Annotated in this window: 20 protein-coding genes; 6 read left to right on the plus strand and 14 right to left on the minus strand. The window is 68.9% G+C overall.

Annotation, left to right across the window (positions count from 1 at the left end; all coding sequences use genetic code 11):
• Positions 1 to 26: 26 nt before the first annotated feature.
• The gene (locus HPF_RS22125) at positions 27 to 758 is read right to left on the minus strand and encodes a hypothetical protein (protein WP_133157845.1); all 732 of its coding nucleotides are present in this window, start codon (positions 756 to 758) and stop codon (positions 27 to 29) included.
• A gap of 288 nt (positions 759 to 1,046) precedes the next feature.
• On the opposite strand from HPF_RS22125, the gene HPF_RS22130 reads away from it, so the two are divergent.
• Entirely contained in the window at positions 1,047 to 1,529 is a 483-nt protein-coding gene (locus tag HPF_RS22130; RefSeq protein ID WP_079367373.1) for an NUDIX hydrolase, read from the plus strand.
• An 11-nt stretch (positions 1,530 to 1,540) separates the two neighbouring features.
• Here HPF_RS22130 and HPF_RS22135 read toward each other — a convergent pair whose 3' ends face one another.
• Both HPF_RS22135 and HPF_RS22140 read right to left on the minus strand, forming a co-directional pair.
• On the minus strand, positions 1,541 to 2,188 hold the full coding sequence (locus HPF_RS22135; protein WP_066156883.1) for a response regulator: 648 nt from the start codon (positions 2,186 to 2,188) through the stop codon (positions 1,541 to 1,543).
• Positions 2,163 to 3,518 (minus strand): HAMP domain-containing sensor histidine kinase, encoded by a 1,356-nt coding sequence (locus HPF_RS22140; protein WP_066156888.1) that lies wholly within the window; start codon positions 3,516 to 3,518, stop codon positions 2,163 to 2,165. Before HPF_RS22140 ends, HPF_RS22135 begins: the two co-directional genes overlap by 26 nt.
• 199 nt (positions 3,519 to 3,717) lie before the next feature.
• On the opposite strand from HPF_RS22140, the gene HPF_RS22145 reads away from it, so the two are divergent.
• The 5 genes from HPF_RS22145 (at position 3,718) to HPF_RS22165 (ending at position 8,714) form a co-directional block, all read left to right on the plus strand.
• Positions 3,718 to 5,604, plus strand: coding sequence for a methanol/ethanol family PQQ-dependent dehydrogenase (locus HPF_RS22145; protein ID WP_066156890.1), 1,887 nt, complete (start codon positions 3,718 to 3,720; stop codon positions 5,602 to 5,604).
• A 75-nt stretch (positions 5,605 to 5,679) separates the two neighbouring features.
• Positions 5,680 to 6,288 carry a pentapeptide repeat-containing protein gene (locus HPF_RS22150; protein WP_084397364.1) on the plus strand — a complete coding sequence of 203 codons (609 nt, stop codon included), beginning with the start codon at positions 5,680 to 5,682 and terminating at the stop codon, positions 6,286 to 6,288.
• 2 nt (positions 6,289 to 6,290) lie between these two features.
• On the plus strand, positions 6,291 to 6,761 hold the full coding sequence (locus tag HPF_RS22155) for a c-type cytochrome (protein ID WP_066156893.1): 471 nt from the start codon (positions 6,291 to 6,293) through the stop codon (positions 6,759 to 6,761).
• A gap of 100 nt (positions 6,762 to 6,861) precedes the next feature.
• On the plus strand, positions 6,862 to 7,362 hold the full coding sequence (locus HPF_RS22160; RefSeq protein WP_243721646.1) for a hypothetical protein: 501 nt from the start codon (positions 6,862 to 6,864) through the stop codon (positions 7,360 to 7,362).
• Positions 7,359 to 8,714 (plus strand): GAF domain-containing protein, encoded by a 1,356-nt coding sequence (locus HPF_RS22165; protein WP_133157846.1) that lies wholly within the window; start codon positions 7,359 to 7,361, stop codon positions 8,712 to 8,714. Before HPF_RS22160 ends, HPF_RS22165 begins: the two co-directional genes overlap by 4 nt.
• A gap of 15 nt (positions 8,715 to 8,729) precedes the next feature.
• Here the strand turns inward: HPF_RS22165 and HPF_RS22170 are convergent, their stop codons facing one another.
• The 11 genes from HPF_RS22170 to HPF_RS22220 form a co-directional block, all read right to left on the minus strand.
• On the minus strand, positions 8,730 to 9,473 hold the full coding sequence (locus HPF_RS22170) for a hemerythrin domain-containing protein (RefSeq protein ID WP_066156897.1): 744 nt from the start codon (positions 9,471 to 9,473) through the stop codon (positions 8,730 to 8,732).
• A gap of 154 nt (positions 9,474 to 9,627) precedes the next feature.
• The gene (arfB, locus tag HPF_RS22175; protein WP_066156899.1) at positions 9,628 to 10,029 is read right to left on the minus strand and encodes an alternative ribosome rescue aminoacyl-tRNA hydrolase ArfB; all 402 of its coding nucleotides are present in this window, start codon (positions 10,027 to 10,029) and stop codon (positions 9,628 to 9,630) included.
• A 28-nt stretch (positions 10,030 to 10,057) separates the two neighbouring features.
• Positions 10,058 to 10,597, minus strand: a complete 540-nt coding sequence (locus HPF_RS22180) for a cytochrome b/b6 domain-containing protein (protein WP_133157847.1) — start codon at positions 10,595 to 10,597, stop codon at positions 10,058 to 10,060.
• 13 nt (positions 10,598 to 10,610) lie between these two features.
• Positions 10,611 to 10,868, minus strand: a complete 258-nt coding sequence (locus HPF_RS22185) for a PepSY domain-containing protein (RefSeq protein ID WP_066157162.1) — start codon at positions 10,866 to 10,868, stop codon at positions 10,611 to 10,613.
• 140 nt (positions 10,869 to 11,008) lie between these two features.
• A complete protein-coding gene (locus HPF_RS22190; RefSeq protein ID WP_133157848.1) occupies positions 11,009 to 11,878 on the minus strand; it encodes an ABC transporter permease in 870 nt (289 codons plus the stop codon).
• 4 nt (positions 11,879 to 11,882) lie between these two features.
• Positions 11,883 to 12,752, minus strand: coding sequence for an ABC transporter permease (locus tag HPF_RS22195; RefSeq protein ID WP_207959238.1), 870 nt, complete (start codon positions 12,750 to 12,752; stop codon positions 11,883 to 11,885).
• 5 nt (positions 12,753 to 12,757) lie between these two features.
• Positions 12,758 to 13,894 (minus strand): ABC transporter ATP-binding protein, encoded by a 1,137-nt coding sequence (locus tag HPF_RS22200; protein ID WP_133157849.1) that lies wholly within the window; start codon positions 13,892 to 13,894, stop codon positions 12,758 to 12,760.
• 4 nt (positions 13,895 to 13,898) lie between these two features.
• The gene (locus HPF_RS22205) at positions 13,899 to 14,963 is read right to left on the minus strand and encodes an extracellular solute-binding protein (protein ID WP_066259533.1); all 1,065 of its coding nucleotides are present in this window, start codon (positions 14,961 to 14,963) and stop codon (positions 13,899 to 13,901) included.
• Positions 14,964 to 15,116: 153 nt separating this feature from the next.
• Positions 15,117 to 15,581: a hypothetical protein gene (locus HPF_RS22210; protein WP_133157850.1), complete on the minus strand. Its 465-nt coding sequence runs from the start codon at positions 15,579 to 15,581 to the stop codon at positions 15,117 to 15,119.
• Positions 15,578 to 16,222, minus strand: a complete 645-nt coding sequence (ypfH, locus tag HPF_RS22215) for an esterase (protein WP_133157851.1) — start codon at positions 16,220 to 16,222, stop codon at positions 15,578 to 15,580. Before ypfH ends, HPF_RS22210 begins: the two co-directional genes overlap by 4 nt.
• Positions 16,223 to 16,224: 2 nt before the next feature.
• Positions 16,225 to 17,043 (minus strand): dioxygenase family protein, encoded by an 819-nt coding sequence (locus HPF_RS22220; RefSeq protein WP_133157852.1) that lies wholly within the window; start codon positions 17,041 to 17,043, stop codon positions 16,225 to 16,227.
• Positions 17,044 to 17,079 lie beyond the last annotated feature (36 nt).

Raw genomic sequence — 17,079 nt, forward strand, 5'->3', positions numbered from 1 at the left:
TTCAAAAAACAGTGCAGGGCGTGCGGTCAGCCGCCGCCGGCCGCGGCAGGCTGCGGCGGCGCGACCAGCCGGATGGGCGGCATGTCCAGACGGCCAGAGAGCGAATACACACTGCTCTTGACCGCGTCCTTGAGCTGGCGTCCCCACACCACATGGGCAGGTGGCACGTCCTTGGGCAGTGCGTCTGCAGCAGCGGCGCCTTCGGCGCTGATCGGAAACACCGTGAAGACGCGCACATCCACGAACGAACCCGTGGAGATCGCGTGCCGGCTCCACACGGTGTAGAACGGCGGCATCTCGGCGCCTTCGGTCTTGAGAGCCCCTTCCAGCTGGGGTGCCAGGGCCTTGATCACGCCGGGGCCGTCGTACAGGGGCGTCACCGTCAGGCACTGGGCGAAGCTGGCCCTGAAGCCCTCGTTGCCTTCGCGGTAGTTGTGTTCATCGGACTTGCACTCGACCGAGTACGTCATGTGGCCGCCCCGGCCACCGCCCAGCCCCTCCGAATTGGCGCTCACCAGGATCAGCACCGGCGTTTCGCTGGCGCCTCCATCCCGGACAAACAGCTTCTCCTGGACCGCCAGCGCGCCCGACCGGTCGCCCCCGTAGGCTTGCGCCGCATCCGGCAGGGGCACTTCCTTCCAGCCCTCGTCAGCGAACCGGATGTCCACCCGCCCGACCGAGAACTCGGCCGCGTGGCTGGTCACCGCTCCCCAGAGCATCCAGCCGCAGACCGCCGCCTTCCACATCCTTCTGGACATTCGTCTTTTTCCAATCATGTGCGCCGGGGCCCTCCGCCCCGTGTTGTCTCTCGCGCCTAACGGACGCCGTCCCTGGTCGGCGCGAGCGCCCGCCCGGGAGCGCCGTTGGCAGCGCGCCAGCTTAACCGACGCCCTTCAGGCCTTCACCAGCCGCAAGCCCTTGTCGCACAAGGGTTTGTACCAAGCACCGGATGCCCCCAGACCCATCGCATCCCTGCCGAATTTCATGATGCGGCAGGATGTCCCGTTCAAAGGAACACCCGAACGGTCGGTCGGGATAATGGCGCCATGAACACCCGATGGAAACCCAGTGCCACCGTGGCCGCGATCATCGAGCGCGAGGGCCGCTACCTGCTGGTGGAGGAAGAGACGCCCGAGGGCCTGCGCCTGAACAACCCGGCCGGGCACCTGGACCCGGGTGAGAGCCCCGAACAGGGCGTGGCGCGCGAGGCACTGGAAGAAACCGCCTTTGCCTTCCGCCCGACCGCGCTGGTGGGCATCTACCTCTCGCGCTTCCAGCGCGAGCGCACGGGCGAGGACATCACCTACCTGCGCTTCGCCTACTGCGGCGAGCTGGGCGAGTTCGATGCGCACCGCTCGCTCGACACCGGCATCGTGCGCACCCTGTGGATGACGCCCGACGAGGTGCGCGCCAGCGCCGATCGCCATCGCAGCCCGCTGGTGCTGCGCTGCATCGAGGACCACCTGGCCGGGCGGCGTTTTGCGCTCGACACGGTGCAGACGGATCTGTCGGTGTTCGTGGCGCGTTGAGGGTTCCGACCTCAGCAAGCGGCTTCACCGGTCAGGTCCACCAGTCCGTGGCGAACCGCCAGGCGCAGCAGCTTGAAGTCGCTGTCGGCGCCCAGCTTCTGCCGCACCATGGACAGGTGGTTCAGCACCGTCTTCGGGCTCAGGTGCATCTGGCTGGCGATCCGGTGCGTGGCTTCGCCGGTGGCGGCCAGCCGCAACACCTCGAACTCCCGCGGCGTCAACCGGTTGAGCAGGCCGTCACCGTCCAGCGAGGCGTCGGCCAGCGACCGGGCGACATCGGGCGCCAGCACCCGTCGGCCGCGCGCCACCGCCCGGATGCCGTCGAGCATGTCACCCGGCTCGCTGCTCTTGCTCAGGTAGCCCAGCGCACCGGCGCGCATGGCCTGCGTCACGTACCCGGGGCTGTCGTGCATGGACAAGACCATCACACGCAGCTGAGGGTCCCGGGCGACCAGGCGCCGGATCGCCTCGACGCCGCTGGCACCCCGCAGGCTCAGGTCCACCACCGCCACGTCGATGCCGCCCAGCTGGAGGTGGGCATAGGCCTCATCCGCCGTGCTGGCCTCGGCCACCACGCGCAGGTCCGGCTCCGCGTCGATCAGCCGGCGGTAGCCGGTGCGCACCACGGCATGGTCATCCAGCAAAAGCACATTCACCATCGAAGTCTCCTTGTCCCTGGGTTGCCAGCGGCAGCCACAGCATCACGCGCAGCCCCCCCAGCGGGGCGGTGCCCAATTCGAAGCGACCGCCCGCCATGGCGGCCCGCTCGCGCATGCCCATCACGCCGGCCCGGGCTGCCCGCAACACGTCGTTCGCACGCCCCGCACCATCGTCGTCCAGCGTCATCTGCAAACCCTGCGCACCCAGGGCAATGACCAGGCGCACGCGCGCGGCATGGGCGTGGCGCAACACGTTGGTCAACGCCTCCTGGACCGTCCGGTACAGCGCCAGACCCGCCTCCGCCGACAACCTGGGCAGCACGTCCGGCACCTGGGTCTCGATGGCAACGCCCTCGGCCCGCAGGCGACTGCCATACACCAGCTCAGTGATGGCCTCGCGAAGGTTCATGGCCTCCAGGCCGTGCGGCCGCAGCTGTCGCAGCCGGCTTCGCACCTGCAGGGTCATGCGGGTCGATGCGGTGCGGATGTCCCGCGCGCATTCGACCAGGGTGTCGGGACGCGCGGAGTCGGCGTGCCGTTCGACAAAGGCGGCCGCCGCGCCCATGGCCGCAAGGCCCTGGCCGAACTCGTCGTGCAGCTCGCGCGCGAGTTCCTCCCGTTCGCTCTCCTGCATCGCCATCAACCGCTGTCCCAGACGGCGCTCGCTCTCGTGCGCCTGCGCCAGGGTCTGCTCCAGTCGATTGATGGCATGGGCCACCCGCTGGTACTCGCGCAAGGCCATGGGGGGCATCGGCCGGTCCAGCTCTCCGCGACCGATGCGCGCCAGGCCCTCCTCCAGTTCGCGCACCGGGCGCAAGGCCCGATCGGCGGCCCACCAGGCGGCCGCCAGGGACACACCCGCAAACAGCAGGAACACCGCCAGCATCGCCGCCGCATCCTCCAGCACCTCGTCGACCTCGCTGCGCGGGTCCATGCGGATCAGCAGTTGTTCGTTCGGTCCCACCGCGAGCCGGTATTCGGGTAAATCCCAATCCTGCAGGCCGGCCAGTCGCTCCGCCCAGCCGGCGTCCTCGTCCCGGGTTGTTGCGGAATGGAGCAGTGGCTGCTCCGCGGCTGAACGCACCCACTCCACGCGGACATGGCGCAGCCCGCCGCGGGCCAGCAGGCTGTCCACCGCGCGGTGCGCGGCCTCGCTGCCCTGGGGAGAGGCCTGGGCCGCCTGCAGGACCAGCGCCACCAGCCGCGCCGTGCCTTCCAGCTCGTCCTGCACGTCGTCCCGCAGGCTCGTCGCCACCAGCAGCGCGCCCGCCACCAGCAGGGCCGCGAAGCCCGCCGACAGGCAAGCCAGCAATCGGTGTCTGAGGTCCATGGGTTGCTCCAGGCGACAGGGAACCCGTGCTTCGCAATCCACATGCCACCCTGTCCGGCTTTCCCGGGCCTGTCGGGCATTTTTCCCGGGTTGAGGGGGCGGCGCTCCCGCGACGGTGATCCGGGCGCTGCCGATACTGGCGGCGCTCTGCAGTTCCGCTGCGACCCGGCAGCCACCACCCACACCGAGGAGACCCACCATGACCGCACGCCCTGCGTTCACCCCGCGGCCGAGCCACATTGCGCTCGCACTGGCCACCCTGCTGACCGCGACCGCCCATGCCGCCAAGCCGGTGACCTGGGAAGACATCGCGAACGACCACAAGACCACCGGCGATGTGCTGAGTTACGGCCTGGGCCTGACCGCCCAGCGCTACAGCCCGGCCAAGACCATCAACACCCAGAACGTCGCCGGGCTGCTGCCGGTGTGGAGCTACTCGTTCGGCGGAGAGAAACAGCGCGGCCAGGAAGGCCAGGTGCTGGTGCACGACGGCGTGATCTACGCCACCGCGTCGTACTCGCGCTTCGTCGCCATTGAGGCGCGCACCGGCAAGCGCCTGTGGAGCTACGAACACCGCCTGCCCGAAGACATCCGCCCCTGCTGCGACGTGGTCAACCGCGGCCCGGCCATCTACGGCGACAAGGTGTTCTTCGGAACGCTGGACGCGTCCATCGTGGCGCTGGACCGGGCCACCGGCAAGGTGGTGTGGAAAGAGAAGTTTGCCGACCACGCCGTGGGCTACACCATGACAGGCGCACCCTTCATCGTGAAGGACCAGAAGACCGGCAAGGTGATGCTGGTGCACGGTTCCTCGGGCGACGAGTTCGGCGTCGTCGGTTTCCTCTACGCCCGCGACGTGGACACCGGCAAGGAGCTCTGGGCCCGGCCCTTTGTCGAGGGCCACGTGGGTCGCCTCAACGGCCAGCCCAGCACCCCGACCGGCGACCCCAAGGCCCCAACGTGGCCCAACGACCCGAACTCGCCCACCGGCAAGGTCGAGGCCTGGAGCCACGGCGGCGGCGCTCCCTGGCAGACGGCGTCCTTCGACGTCGAGACCAACACCATCGTCGTGGGCACCGGCAACCCCGCGCCGTGGAACACCTGGAAGCGCACCGCCCCTGGCGACAAGCCGATCAACTGGCCCAGCCTGTACACCTCGGGCCAGGCCTACGTGGACCCGACCACCGGCGAGCTCAAAGGCTTCTTCTCGCACACACCCAACGACGCCTGGGACTTCTCGGGCAACAACTCGGTGCTGCTGTTCGACTACAAGGACCCCAAGACTGGCAAGGTGGTCAAGGCCTCGGCCCACGCCGACCGCAACGGCTACTTCTTCGTGACCGACCGCGAAAAACTCGCCAAGGCCGGCGGCGGCCACCCCTGGAAGCAGAACGCCATCATCAACGCCTGGCCTTTCGTGGACGGCATCACCTGGACCAAGGGCTTCGACCTGAAAACCGGCATGCCCCAGGTGGTCGACGCACAGTACCCGCCGCAGCCCAAAGACGGCCAGGACAAGGGTGAGAGCATCTTCGTCTCGCCGCCTTTCCTGGGCGGCACGAACTGGATGCCGATGAGCTACAGCCCGGACTCCGGCCTGTTCTACATCCCGGGCAACCACTGGGCCATGGACTACTGGGCGGAGAAGATCACCTACAAGCCGGGTGCGGCCTACCTGGGCCAGGGCTTCCGCATCAAGAAGCTGTTCAACGACCACGTGGGCGTGCTGCGCGCCATCGACCCGGTGAGCGGCAAGATTGCCTGGGAGCACAAGGAGCAGTTCCCGCTCTGGGCCGGCACGCTGACCACCGCCGGCGGCCTGCTGTTCACCGGCACGTCCGACGGCTACATCAAGGCCTTCGACCAGAAAACCGGCAAGGAGCTGTGGAAGTTCCAGACCGGCTCGGGCATTGTCTCCATCCCCGTCACCTGGGAGATGGACGGCGAGCAGTACATCGGCATCCAGTCGGGCTACGGCGGCGCGGTGCCGCTGTGGGGCGGCGACATGGCCGAGCTGACCAAGCAGGTGTCCCAGGGGGGATCGATGTGGGTCTTCAAGCTGCCCAAACAGGTGGCTTCGCGCTGATTCACCCTTTGCGTTGACCTGGCACGCCCCCTCCGATCCTCTGGGCGGGTCAGGTCTTTTTTTCTTTCACCCACTATGTTCACGCCACTCATCCGGCGCTTGGCGCCCGCGGTGCTGGGAGCCCTGTGCGCCGGCGCCGGCGCACAGGCGCCTGGCACCGAAGCCCCGACCGACGCCGACCAGCCGCTGGTCATCAACGGCTGTCCCATCTGGCCCTACACCCGCTGCCCCGGCGCCGACCTTCGCCATGCCAACCTGGTGGGCAGCAACCTGGCCGGTGCCGACTTCCGCGGGGCCGACCTGACCCGGGCCGACCTGCGCGGTGCCAACCTGGCCGTGGCCGATCTGGAAGGTGCGAACCTCACCGGCGCCAGGCTGTCCAAGGCCACCGTGTCCAACGCCAACCTGAAGAGGGTGCGCTTCTACGGCACCGACCTCGAAGGCGCACGCCTGCTGCGCTCGGACTTCTCGGGGGCAGAATTCAACGGCGCCAGCTTGGAGATCGCGCGGCTCGACAAATCCTGGTTCCTGGGCACCCGCTTCATCGGCAACAACCTGCAGGAGGCGAAGTTCAACCAGGTCAACCTGCAGGGCGCGGTGTTCGACGGCAACGTCATGCTCTATTCGGTCTTCCCATCGTCCAACATGGTGGACTGCCAGGGCTGTCCGAAGGGCTGGGACTGACCATGACGCACCCCCTCAGCGCATCGCGGGCCCTGTGCCTGCTGGGTCTGTCCCTCACCGTCCTGACGGCACGGGCCGACGCCGACGTCAAGCGCCCGGACGTGGACACCGCCGCCTTGCCGGCCATCGCACCCGGCTGGGCCGACCTCAACCCCCTGCGCGGCAACGCCGACGCAGCCCGCATCGGTGGCACCATCTTCAACCAGACCTGCGCCCGCTGCCACGGCGAGAACGCCAACGGCATGCGCTCACCTGCCCCCGACCTGCGCCGCATCGGCATGGCCTGCCAGCGCGTGAAGGACCCTGCCTTGCGCCAGCGTTGCCTGTCGGACGCCGACCACTTCTTCGTCAAATCGGTCCGCTACGGCAAACAGAAGTTCGGCATCGTGCACATGCCGCCCTGGGACGGCGTGCTCGAACCCTCGCTCGTGTGGTCGCTGCGCAGCTTCGTGGAAACTGCGCCACGCAACTGAGCAAACCATCGTCCGCCGCGGCCCGCACTTGGCCGCGCACGGGCGGCTCACTATCATCGGCGGCTCCTACCCACGGTTTTCCCGACACAGGCGCTGCCCCTTGGAAACCCCAGGCACTCCCCCGCTGCTGCCCCCGGAACTGCTGGCCATGATGGCGCGCGGCGTGTCGGTCATCGTGAGCTCGTGCGGGCCTGACCTGACGCCCAGCCTGATGCGAGCGGTGGGCAGCCAGGTGGGACCGCAGGGCGAACAGGTCACGGTGTTCCTCAACCGCGGGCAGTCGGTGCAGCTGCTGCGCGACGTGGCCCGCACCGGTCGCGTCGCGGTGGTGTTCAGCGAGCCCCACAGCCACCGCACGGTGCAGCTCAAATCGAACAGTGCGCGCCTGCGCGAGGTCACACCCGACGATGTGCCCGCGCTGCAGCGCTACCTGCTGGCCATGCAGGGCGAGCTGGGCCGCATCGGCTTCGCCCCCGACTTCGCCGCCGCCATGCTGGCGCACCGCCTGGACGACCTGAGCGCCGTCACCTTCGCACCCGAGCAGGCCTTCGACCAGACCCCCGGCCCCCGGGCGGGCCAGCCGCTGCGGGGGCCGGCATGAACAGCACGGTCACGCTGGGCGAGGTGCGCCCCTGTTTCGAAGGGGCCATCCCGGCCATCATGGCCACCACGGCGGCAGACGGCACGCCCAACGTGGCCTACATCTCGCAGGTGTTCCATGTGGACGAGCGGCATGTGGCGCTGTCGTTCCAGTTCTTCAACAAGACGCGCCGCAACATCCTGGAGCACCCGCGCGCCACCGTGCTGCTGCTGCACCCGGTGACGGCACAGTTCTACCGGCTGCATCTGCGCTATCTGCGCACCGAAACCGGCGGCCCGGTGTTCGAGAGCATGAAGGCGCAGCTGGCGGGCATCGCCTCGCACAGCGGCATGGCCAGCGTCTTCGTGCTGCGCGGCTCCGACATCTACGAGGTGCTCGACATCGAGCGGGTGGCCGGCGAGCCACTGCCTGGCAGCGCGCCGCGCTGCAGCCTGCTGGGCGCGTTGCGCCGCGGCAGCGAGCGGCTGGCCCGCGCCACCACGCTGGACGAGGCGCTGGAGGCCACGCTGCAGACGCTCGAACACGACATGGACATCGCCCACGCGATGGTGCTGATCGCCGACCCCGCCACGCTGCGCCTCTACACCGTCGCCAGCCGCGGCTACCCGACCTCGGGCGTGGGATCGGAGATCGCGCTGGGCGATGGCGTCATCGGCGTGGCCGCCCGCGAAGGCACGCCGGTGCGCATCACGCACATGACCAGCGCCTACCTCTACAGCCAGGCGGTGCGCAGCGGCCTCGAAGACCGGGGCCTGGCGCCGGAGGACATGACCGAGATCCCCTACCCCGGGCTGCCAGAGCCCCACAGCCAGCTGGCGGTGCCGCTGCGCGCGGGCGACCGGGTGCTGGGCGTGCTGTTCGTCGAAAGCCCGCAGGACCTGCGCTTCAGCTTCGAGGATGAAGACCTGCTGGTCACGCTGGCGGGCCAGCTGGCCGCAGCCATCGACCGGCTGCAGGAAACGCCGGAGGTGGGCGAGCACCCCGAGGACGACACCCCCGAGCCGGTCGCGGCGCCCCCGCGGGGACCGGCCCTGCAGGTGCGCTACTACCCGGCCAACCACAGCGTCTTCATCAACAACGCCTACCTCATCAAGGGCGTGGCCGGCGCCATCCTCTGGAAGCTGCTGCAGGTGCACCGCCGCGAGGGCCGCCAGGAGTTCTGCAACCGCGAACTGCGGCTCGACCCCGGGCTGGGCCTGCCCGATGTGGTGGACAACCTCGAGGCGCGGCTGCTGCTGCTTGCGCGCCGCCTGCAGGAGCAGTGCCCGGCGCTGCGCATCGAGAAGACGGGCCGCGGGCGCTTCCGCCTGCGGGTGGGCGCCGCGGTCGACCTCCAGACCGTGCAGGCCTGAGGGTCGACCGGCGCCTCACACCGCGTCCACCAGCCCTGGCACGGCGGGCAGGCCCAGCCCACCGCTCAGCTTGGCCCAGTCGCGCGGCGACAGGTGCGGCTGCACGACATCGAGCACCGCGCGGAACACCGGCTCCGGTGCCTCCTGGCGCATGCCGCCCAGCACCGCCAGCCGCTCGGGCGCGTTCATCTGCGGCAGCATCCAGCGCATCACCAGCATCATCTCGCCCGGCGGGATGGTCGCCACCAGCGCGCCGTGGATCGCGCGCAGCTCGTCGTCAGTGTAGGCGCACCACAGGGCCGCGTTGTGTTCGGTTTCTTCCACGTGCATGTGCCGCAGGTTCTCGGCCACGAACAGCGACAGGTCCAGGTACAGCGTGTGCAGGGCGCTGGTCAGCGCCGCGCCCTGCAGTGTGTCCAGCTGCCGCGCCGCCGCGCGCAGGCGGGCGATCTGCTCCAGGTGGCCGAGGTGCTCGTGCGCCACGTCGGCGCTGAGGCCGGGTGTGCGCGCCTCGATGGCGGGGTGCACGAAGTTGTTCTCGTGGTGCACGTGGGACACGCACAGGTCCATGAGCGCGCAGACACGGGCCCCGGCGTCGGTCACGTCCTGCGGGTCCGTCGGGTCGGCGCGGCCGACCGCCAGCAGGCACTCGGCCATGACGGCGCGCAGCGCCTTGTGGATGCCGGCGTACAGGTCCTCGCGACCGGCGGCCTGGCTGGCTTCGGCCAGCTGTTTCATTTCCTGTTGGGTGAATTTCATGATGACTTCCTTGTGCGGACCAGGTCCGCTTTTGCTGCCTGGCGACAGCGCCCCATGCGTTGCCTGCCATGGGAAGAAAGTCTAAAAATCAGTGGCCGGATGCGCTGCTAAATAGCACTTAAGAAAACCCTAAAAACACCTTAAGCGAACCGATTCACTCAGAACCGCGCACCCGGCCGCGCCCCTGCTTGATCTGCGCCCGGCTGGCCTTGCCCGCCAGGCGGCGCTGCTTCGAGGCCAGCGTGGGCCGCGTCGGCTTGCGCGCCTTGGGCACGTGGGCGGCGGCGTTCACCAGCGCCTGCAGCCGCGCCAGCGCGTCGGCCTTGTTCTGCTCCAGGCTGCGGCTGGTCTGGGCCTTGATGACGATCACGCCCTGCTCGGTGATGCGCTGGTCGCCGTGCGCGAGCAGCCGCGCTTTCACCGCCTCGGGCAGCGAAGACGCGGCCACGTCGAAGCGCAGGTGCACGGCGTTGGAGACCTTGTTGACGTTCTGCCCGCCCGCGCCCTGTGCGCGGATGGCGGTGAACTCCACTTCGGAAGGATCGATGCGCAGCATGGTGCGCGGCAGTGTGCCACGCCGCAGGTCAATACCGCTCTTTGGTGCCGGTGACCATCGCCTTGACCAGACGGGTGCGCTCGATGCGCCCCATCACGATGGCGGAGGCGGCGTGCAGGCCGGCCGACAGCAGCAGGGCATTCGCCAGCACCTCGTGCAGCTCCTGCAGCCACTCTTCACCGAACCAGGCATCGGTGCCCTGCATCCAGCCGGTGACGCCCAGGGCCAGCACGAGGCCCATGAGCAGGAACATCATCAGGGCGCCCAGCGGGTTGTGGCCCCAGTGGTGCTCCGGTCGGCCCGAACGCATGGCCTGCAAGTGTTGCCGCAGGCGACCAGGCGTCGGGAAAAAATCCGAAAAGCGCGCATGGCGCGAACCGATGAAGCCCCAGACGATCCGCGCGACCACGAGTGCGGCGGCCAGATAGCCGGCCCACTCGTGGGGCGTTTCGCCCTCTTCGAGCACGAACTGATTGAGCAGCACGGTGCCGACCAGGGTCCAGTGAAAGACACGGACAAACAGGTCCCAGACCGGGCGGCTGGACTCGGAGAGTGCGGAGGTCTTCATCGCGTCACACGAATTACTTGGTTTCGAGCACGGCGGCGGTCACGGGGTCGAAGTAGATCTCGACCTTCTTGCCGGCCTTGTCAAAGCCATAGATCTCGTAGCACTCGCCCTTGGAAACCTTGAAGGTCTTGATCTGGTAGCCCTTGTCTTCCAGGCCCTTCTTGAACTGGGCTTCGGGCATCCACTTTTCCTTGGGCTGCTCGCACTTGGGACCGGCCAGAGCGACACCGGAAACGGCGACCATGAGGGCGGCGACAGCAATCGATTTCATCGGAAACATCCTTTTCAATAGCACCCCAGCACGTGCTGGTGCGGGCATTGAAACGGCGCCGGATTAGCCCGACCTTAATTAAGCTGTGTGATTGTGTGACCGTCTGTACGACGGTTCTTGAGTGCGGCCGCCGCCGCGCCTCAGGCGGCTTTGGGGCGCGGCGCACGCCCGCTGCGCCACATCAGCAGCACCGCCAGCAGCGCCGAGGCCACCATCAGGAACAGGCTGACGGCGTTGAGCACCGGCGTCGCGCCCTCGCGCATGCGGCCGTACATCAGCACGGTCAGCGGCGCGTCCGAGCCCACCAGCATCAGCGTGGTGTTGAAGTTCTCGAACGACATCAGGAAGGCCATGGCCGCCGCGCCGATCATGCTCGGGCGCAGGTAGGGCAGCGTGATGGTCCAGAGCACGGCGGCGCGGCTGGCGCCCAGGTTGAACGCAGCTTCTTCGAGCGTGCGGTCGAAGCGGCGCAGGCTGGCCGAGATGGTCAGCGTGGCGATGGTCACGATGTAGCTGAACTGGCCCAGGATCACCAGCGGCAGACCGGGCCGCAGGAACTCCAGTTCGAGCCCCCAGGTGGCGTCGGCGAAGTTGGCGATGCGGCTGGCAAAGGCCAGGATGGAGATGCCCAGGATCACGCCCGGGATCACCAGCGGCACCATGGACAGCAGCGCCACCGCACTCTTGCCCGGGAACTCGAAGCGCTCCAGCAGGAAGGCGTTGCAGGTGCCCACCACCACCGACAGCACGGTCACCCAGAGCGCCACCCAGGCGCTCACGCCGATGGCCTTGAGCAGTTCGGCGTCGTGCAGCAGGCCCGTGCGGCTGTCGCTGTCGGCGAAGAACCAGTCGAGCGTGAAGCCCATCCAGGGCGGCGTCGGGTAGTCGGCGTTGTTGAACGCGAACACCGCCACCACCACCAGCGGCACGAACAGGAAGACAAAAAACGCGCCGACGAAGGCGGCGAGGCCATATCGCTGGATCGCAGGACGCGGAAGGCTGGGGATCATGGTGTCAGCTGGCTTTCATCACGGCACCAAACCGTTGCCCGGTGAGCTTCAACCCCGCCCACACCAGCAGGCTGGAGAGGAACAGCAGCAGGAAGCCGAAGGCCGCGCCCTGGTTCCAGTTGAAGCGGGTGATGAACTGGGTGTAGATCTGCTCGGTGAACCAGAGCGAGTCCTTGCCGCCCAGCAGCGTGGGGGTGAGGTAGTTGCCCAGGCAGAGCATGAAGACCACGATGGAGCCGGCGGCGATGCCCGGGGCGGCATGTGGAATGACGATGCGGCGCACGATGTTGGCCGTGCTGCCGCCGAGGTCGTAGGCGGCCTCGATCAGGCTGTCGTCCAGGCTCTCCAGGCTGTTGACCAGCGGGATCACCATGAACAGCAGGGATGCGTAGACCAGACCGACCAGGATGGTGGCGTCGTGGTACAGCAGCTCGACCGGCTGGTTCGCGAGGCCCGTGGCCTGCAGCAGGCCCGAGACCACGCCGGTCTCGCGCAGCAGGATCAGCCAGCCCAGGGTGCGCACCATCTCGCTCACCCAGAAGGGCAGCAGGCACAGCACCAGCATCACCATCTTCAGCCGCCCCTGGGCGACCTTGGCGATGTACCAGGCGGCGGGAAAGGCCAGCAGCAGCGTGAACAGCGTCGCCAGCACCGACATCACGGCCGTACGCACGAAGGTGTTCCAGTACAGCGGCTCGTCGACGAAGGTGCGGTACTGGTCCAGGCTGGCCGCGTACTGGCCCGGCCCCACGCGGGCCTGCAGCGACAGCAGGGCCAGTTCGACGTGCGGCAGCACCACCAGCCCGCCCAGCCAGAGCAGGGCCGGCGCGAGCAGGAAGAGCAGCATCCAGCGGCGGTGGGCGGCGACGTCCATACCGCTCAGGCCGCGAAGCACCAGGCCTGCGACGGCTGGTAGGAAAAATGGACCGTCTCGCCCGCGCGCAGGTCGGCCAGGCGGCCGGTCAGCGGCAGCGCGATCTGCAGCGGCGTGCCGGTGCGCGCTTCCTGCACCTGCACCGTCGAGTTGCCGCCGTCGAACAGCACGGCCTGCACCGTCGCGCTCCAGGCCGGCTCACCCGCCGGCAGCTCGCGCGGGCTGCGCCCGATCTCGATGGCTTCGGGCCGGATGAACAGGCTGGCGGTCTGCCCCTGGTCCACCGCGCCGACGCGCTGCGCCCACAGGCCCAGGCCGCCGCCGGTGCGCAGCAGCACCTGGTCGCCGTTGCGGGTCTCGATCTGGCCTTCGATGCGGTTGTTGTGGCCGACAAAACCGGCGACGAACGCCGTCTGCGGCTGGTAATAGAGGTCCTGCGGCGAACCGAGCTGCTCGAAGCGCCCGTGGTTCATCACCGCGACCTGGTCGGACATGACCAGGGCTTCGCTCTGGTCGTGCGTGATGTAGACGAAGGTGGTGCCCACCTCGGCCTGCAACTGCTTGAGCTCGACCTTCATGTGCTCTCGCAGCTTGAGGTCGAGCGCGCCCAGCGGCTCGTCCAGCAGCAGCAGCGCGGGTTCGAGCACCAGCGAGCGCGCGATCGCCACACGCTGCTTCTGCCCGCCCGAGAGCTGGTCGATGCGCTTGCCCTCGCTGCCCGGCAGGCCGACGCGCCGCAGCATGTCCGTCACCTTGGTCTTGGCCGTCGACCCCTTCACGCCCCGCCGCTCCAGCCCGTAGGCGATGTTCTCGCCCACGGTCATCATCGGGAACAGCGCCAGGTGCTGGAACACCATGTTCACCGGCCGCCGGTTGGGCGGCACGCCCTGCATGGACTGGCCCTTGATCACGATGTCGCCGGCGTCGGGCGCGATGAAGCCCGCGATCATGCGCAGCAGCGTGGTCTTGCCACAGCCCGAGGGCCCGAGGATGGAGAAGAAGGAACCGGAACGGACGCCGAAGCTCAGGTCGTCGACCGCCGCAAACGCGCCATAGCGCTTGCGGACGGTCTGGATCTGGAGGTCGTAGGCGCCCGCGCGGTCCGCTGCGGCGGCAGCGGTCACGGCGGGGGCGATGGTCATCGGCTTACTTGGCGGCCTTGATGCGGTCGAGCACGCGGCCTTCGATGTCCTCGATGCCGGCGGGCACGGCCGGGTACCACTTGATGTTCTTCAGCGCGGCCTCGGGGAAGCTGTCGGCAAACTGCTTCTTGAGCACCGGGTCCATGCCGGCGTCACCACCCTTGGCGGCGGTGAAGTTGCCGGCCGAGGTGGCGACCTTGGCGGCGATCTCGGGGCGCATGTTGAAGTTGATCCAGGCGTAGGCGGCCTCGTCGTTCTTGCCCTTGGCCGGCAGGGCGAAGGTGTCGACCCAGCCCAGCGCGCCGGACTTGGGCGCGACGAACTTGATGTCCGGGTTGGTCTTGTTCAGACCCCAGCCGCCGGTGTCCCACATCATGGCCGTGGTCAGCTCGCCCGAGCGCATGCCCGCCAGCAGCTGGTCCTTGCCGTCCCAGTAGAACTTCACGTTCTTCTTGCACTCGGTCAGTGCCTTGCCCACGTCGTCCATCAGCGCGCCGTAGGCCTTGGCGTCGCTGTACAGCGCGAACGGGTTCTTGCCCATGGAGAAGGCGAAGGCGATCAGGGTTGGGCGCTTCAGGCGCATGCTGACCTTGCCGGCGTTCTCGGCCGCGCACAGGTCGGTGTAGTCGGCGGCCTTGGAGGTCTTGGTATTGACCACCAGACCATCGGTGCCCCAGATGTGCGGCACGGCGTAGACCTTGCCGCCCACGGTGGTGTTCAGGCGGGTGGCTTCGAGCATCGAGGGAATGAACTGCTCGGACTTGATCTTGGACAGGTCCATCGGCTTGTAGATGCCGAACTCGGCCTGCGGGCCGGCGATGCGGTCCTGGCTGGGCTGGGCCAGGTCGAAGCCGGCGCCGGCGGTGGCGCGCAGCTTGGAAATCATTTCCTCGTTGTTCGAGAGCGTCACCTCGACCTTGATGCCGGTCTCCTTGGTGAACTGCTCCATCACGTCCTTGGGCACGTAGTCGGCCCAGGTGATCAGGCGGAGGGTCTTGTCCTGGGCATGGGCGGCGCCAACGGTCAGCAGCAGCGCGGCCAGGGCCACGCGGGAGATCTTGTTCTTCATGGGTGTGCTTTCAGTGTGGATGACGAAAACATGAACCGCGGCCGCGGGATTGCGGCCGACGTGGCGGAAACGGCGCAACGCAGAATCCGGCAAAGCCCAGCGTATGTCAAGCACGTGAAAGTCCCGTGACAGCGCGCCACGGCGCGCGCGGATTCAGTCCGGCCCGTGCAGCGACCGCACCCCCAGGTGGTGCATCAGTTCGCGCAGGATCAGCAGCACCGCGTCTCCTGCCGCATCGTCGAAACCCGTGCCACACGCCGAGGGCGCACCCACCGCCCGGGCCGCCAGCAGCTGGTACTCGCGCTCGATGTCCTCCAGTCCAATGGACCCCTGCGCCAGCGCGGCAATGGCACCGCCGCGTTGCAGCGGCGCCAAACTGCGCCCGCTCAGCACCATGTGCGCGCCGCGCGGCACTTCGGCCGCGATGCGCTCGATCGCGTCCTCCACGGTCTGGATGCCGTTCTCCACCGCCAGCGCCGAGGGCCCCGACGGCGTCAACGGCCACAGCGTGGCCGAACCCACAGGCAGGGTCCAGGTGGTGCCAGTGGGGGTGTTGATCACGGTCTCGCGCGCCCCGATGTCCAGCGCCAGCTGCGGGCCGGTGTCGGCGGCGTTCACGGCGCCACCTCGTCCAGCGCACGGGCCAGCAGCGCCAGGGCGCGCGGGTCGATGCCGTGCGCGAGACCTGGCAGCAGGTCGGCCCGGGCATCGGCGCCCAGGGCCTGCAGCTGCTGCGCTCCCTGCGAACTGAACGCCGCGGGAATCACCGGGTCCTGCGTGCCGTGGATGAAACGGAAGCCCACGCCCGACGGTGCGGTCTGCGGCGGCACGGCGAAGCGCCCGGACATCGCCACCACCCGCGCGGCCAGCGGCTCGCCGGCCTGCGTCGATTCGAGCGACATGATCGCGCCCTGCGAGAAGCCGGCGAGCACGGTCTGCGCGGCGTCAAGTCCGGTGTGCGCCTGCCAGCGCCGCACGGTCTCGGCAAAGCGCGGCATGACCGCCGCGATGCGTTCGGCGCGGTTGGCCTCGGTCACGCCCTGCACCGAGAACCACTGCCAGCCGGCGCCGAAGCCGGACTCGAACGGCGAGCGCACCGCCACGACCCAGCGGTCGTCGCGCGCCAGCGCAGGACCCAGGGGCTCAAAGCCTTCGGGGCTCGCGCCCACGCCGTGGAACAGCAGCACCAGCTGGCGCGCGGGCGCTGAGGGGCGGTGCAGGACGAGGTCGCCCGCGGGCGCTTCGGTTCGGGTGTTCATGTTCAGGCCTCCACAGCGTCGGGCGCACCGGCAGGGAGGTTGCCGAACTGGAAGGCATCCATCGACAGCACACCGTGCGTGATGCCCCCTTCGATGCGCGTGGCCGGCACCTCGGCGCCCGCCGCACCGGCGGCCACCATCAGCGGCCACAGGTGTTCGGCCGTGGGGTGGGCGCGCTGGGCGTGCGGCGCCATCGCCATGGTCTGCTGCAGGCGCGCGTGGTCGCGGCCGGTCACCACGCCATTGATCCAGTGCGCGAACTCGAGCGCGTAGGTCTCGGCGTTCGCATCGGGCGCGTCGAAGCGCACCTCGTAGAGGTTGTGTGTCAGGCTGCCGGAGCCGATCACCAGCACGCCCTCCTCGGCCAGCGGTGCCAGCGCCTGGCCGTAGGCGTAGGCGCGCTCGCCGTCCAGCCGCGCGGGCAGCGAGACCTGGAACACCGGCACGTCGGCATCGGGCAGCAGGTGCATCAGCGGCACCCAGGCACCGTGGTCCAGGCCCCACTGCGGGTCGGCCTCGGCTTTGTGCCCGGCGGCGCGCAGCAGCTCGATGGCGCGCTGCGCCACGTCGGGCGCGCCAGGTGCCGGGTACTGCAGCTGGTAGAGCGCGGGCGGGAAGCCGCCGAAGTCGTGGATGGTCTGCGGGCGCGGCGTGGTGGCAACGCGCGGCTCGCGCGTCATCCAGTGCGGCGAGACGATGAGGATGGCCTTGGGCCGCGGCAGGGTCTGGCCCAGCGCGGTCAGCGCCGGCCCAGCCTGACCGGGGTCGATGGCGAAGGTGGGCGAACCGTGGGAGATGAAGAGCGTGGGCAGGCGGGACATCGCGGATTCCTGGTGGGTGGCGCCGGGAGTGGCGGC

It is taken from the genome of Hydrogenophaga pseudoflava (assembly GCF_004353865.1).
GTDB lineage: Bacteria > Pseudomonadota > Gammaproteobacteria > Burkholderiales > Burkholderiaceae_C > Hydrogenophaga > Hydrogenophaga pseudoflava.

Coding starts and splice junctions, on each gene's coding strand:
- HPF_RS22140 (WP_066156888.1), bottom strand. CDS start 3,518: ATGGACCTCAGACACCGATTGCTGGCTTGCCTGTCGGCGGGCTTCGCG.
- HPF_RS22200 (WP_133157849.1), bottom strand. CDS start 13,894: ATGACCATCGCCCCCGCCGTGACCGCTGCCGCCGCAGCGGACCGCGCG.
- HPF_RS22190 (WP_133157848.1), bottom strand. CDS start 11,878: ATGATCCCCAGCCTTCCGCGTCCTGCGATCCAGCGATATGGCCTCGCC.
- ypfH (WP_133157851.1), bottom strand. CDS start 16,222: ATGAACACCCGAACCGAAGCGCCCGCGGGCGACCTCGTCCTGCACCGC.
- HPF_RS22135 (WP_066156883.1), bottom strand. CDS start 2,188: ATGGTGAATGTGCTTTTGCTGGATGACCATGCCGTGGTGCGCACCGGC.
- HPF_RS22180 (WP_133157847.1), bottom strand. CDS start 10,597: ATGAAGACCTCCGCACTCTCCGAGTCCAGCCGCCCGGTCTGGGACCTG.
- HPF_RS22155 (WP_066156893.1), top strand. CDS start 6,291: ATGACGCACCCCCTCAGCGCATCGCGGGCCCTGTGCCTGCTGGGTCTG.
- HPF_RS22205 (WP_066259533.1), bottom strand. CDS start 14,963: ATGAAGAACAAGATCTCCCGCGTGGCCCTGGCCGCGCTGCTGCTGACC.
- HPF_RS22195 (WP_207959238.1), bottom strand. CDS start 12,752: ATGGACGTCGCCGCCCACCGCCGCTGGATGCTGCTCTTCCTGCTCGCG.
- HPF_RS22145 (WP_066156890.1), top strand. CDS start 3,718: ATGACCGCACGCCCTGCGTTCACCCCGCGGCCGAGCCACATTGCGCTC.
- HPF_RS22185 (WP_066157162.1), bottom strand. CDS start 10,868: ATGAAATCGATTGCTGTCGCCGCCCTCATGGTCGCCGTTTCCGGTGTC.
- arfB (WP_066156899.1), bottom strand. CDS start 10,029: ATGCTGCGCATCGATCCTTCCGAAGTGGAGTTCACCGCCATCCGCGCA.
- HPF_RS22130 (WP_079367373.1), top strand. CDS start 1,047: ATGAACACCCGATGGAAACCCAGTGCCACCGTGGCCGCGATCATCGAG.
- HPF_RS22165 (WP_133157846.1), top strand. CDS start 7,359: ATGAACAGCACGGTCACGCTGGGCGAGGTGCGCCCCTGTTTCGAAGGG.
- HPF_RS22170 (WP_066156897.1), bottom strand. CDS start 9,473: ATGAAATTCACCCAACAGGAAATGAAACAGCTGGCCGAAGCCAGCCAG.
- HPF_RS22220 (WP_133157852.1), bottom strand. CDS start 17,043: ATGTCCCGCCTGCCCACGCTCTTCATCTCCCACGGTTCGCCCACCTTC.
- HPF_RS22150 (WP_084397364.1), top strand. CDS start 5,680: ATGTTCACGCCACTCATCCGGCGCTTGGCGCCCGCGGTGCTGGGAGCC.
- HPF_RS22125 (WP_133157845.1), bottom strand. CDS start 758: ATGTCCAGAAGGATGTGGAAGGCGGCGGTCTGCGGCTGGATGCTCTGG.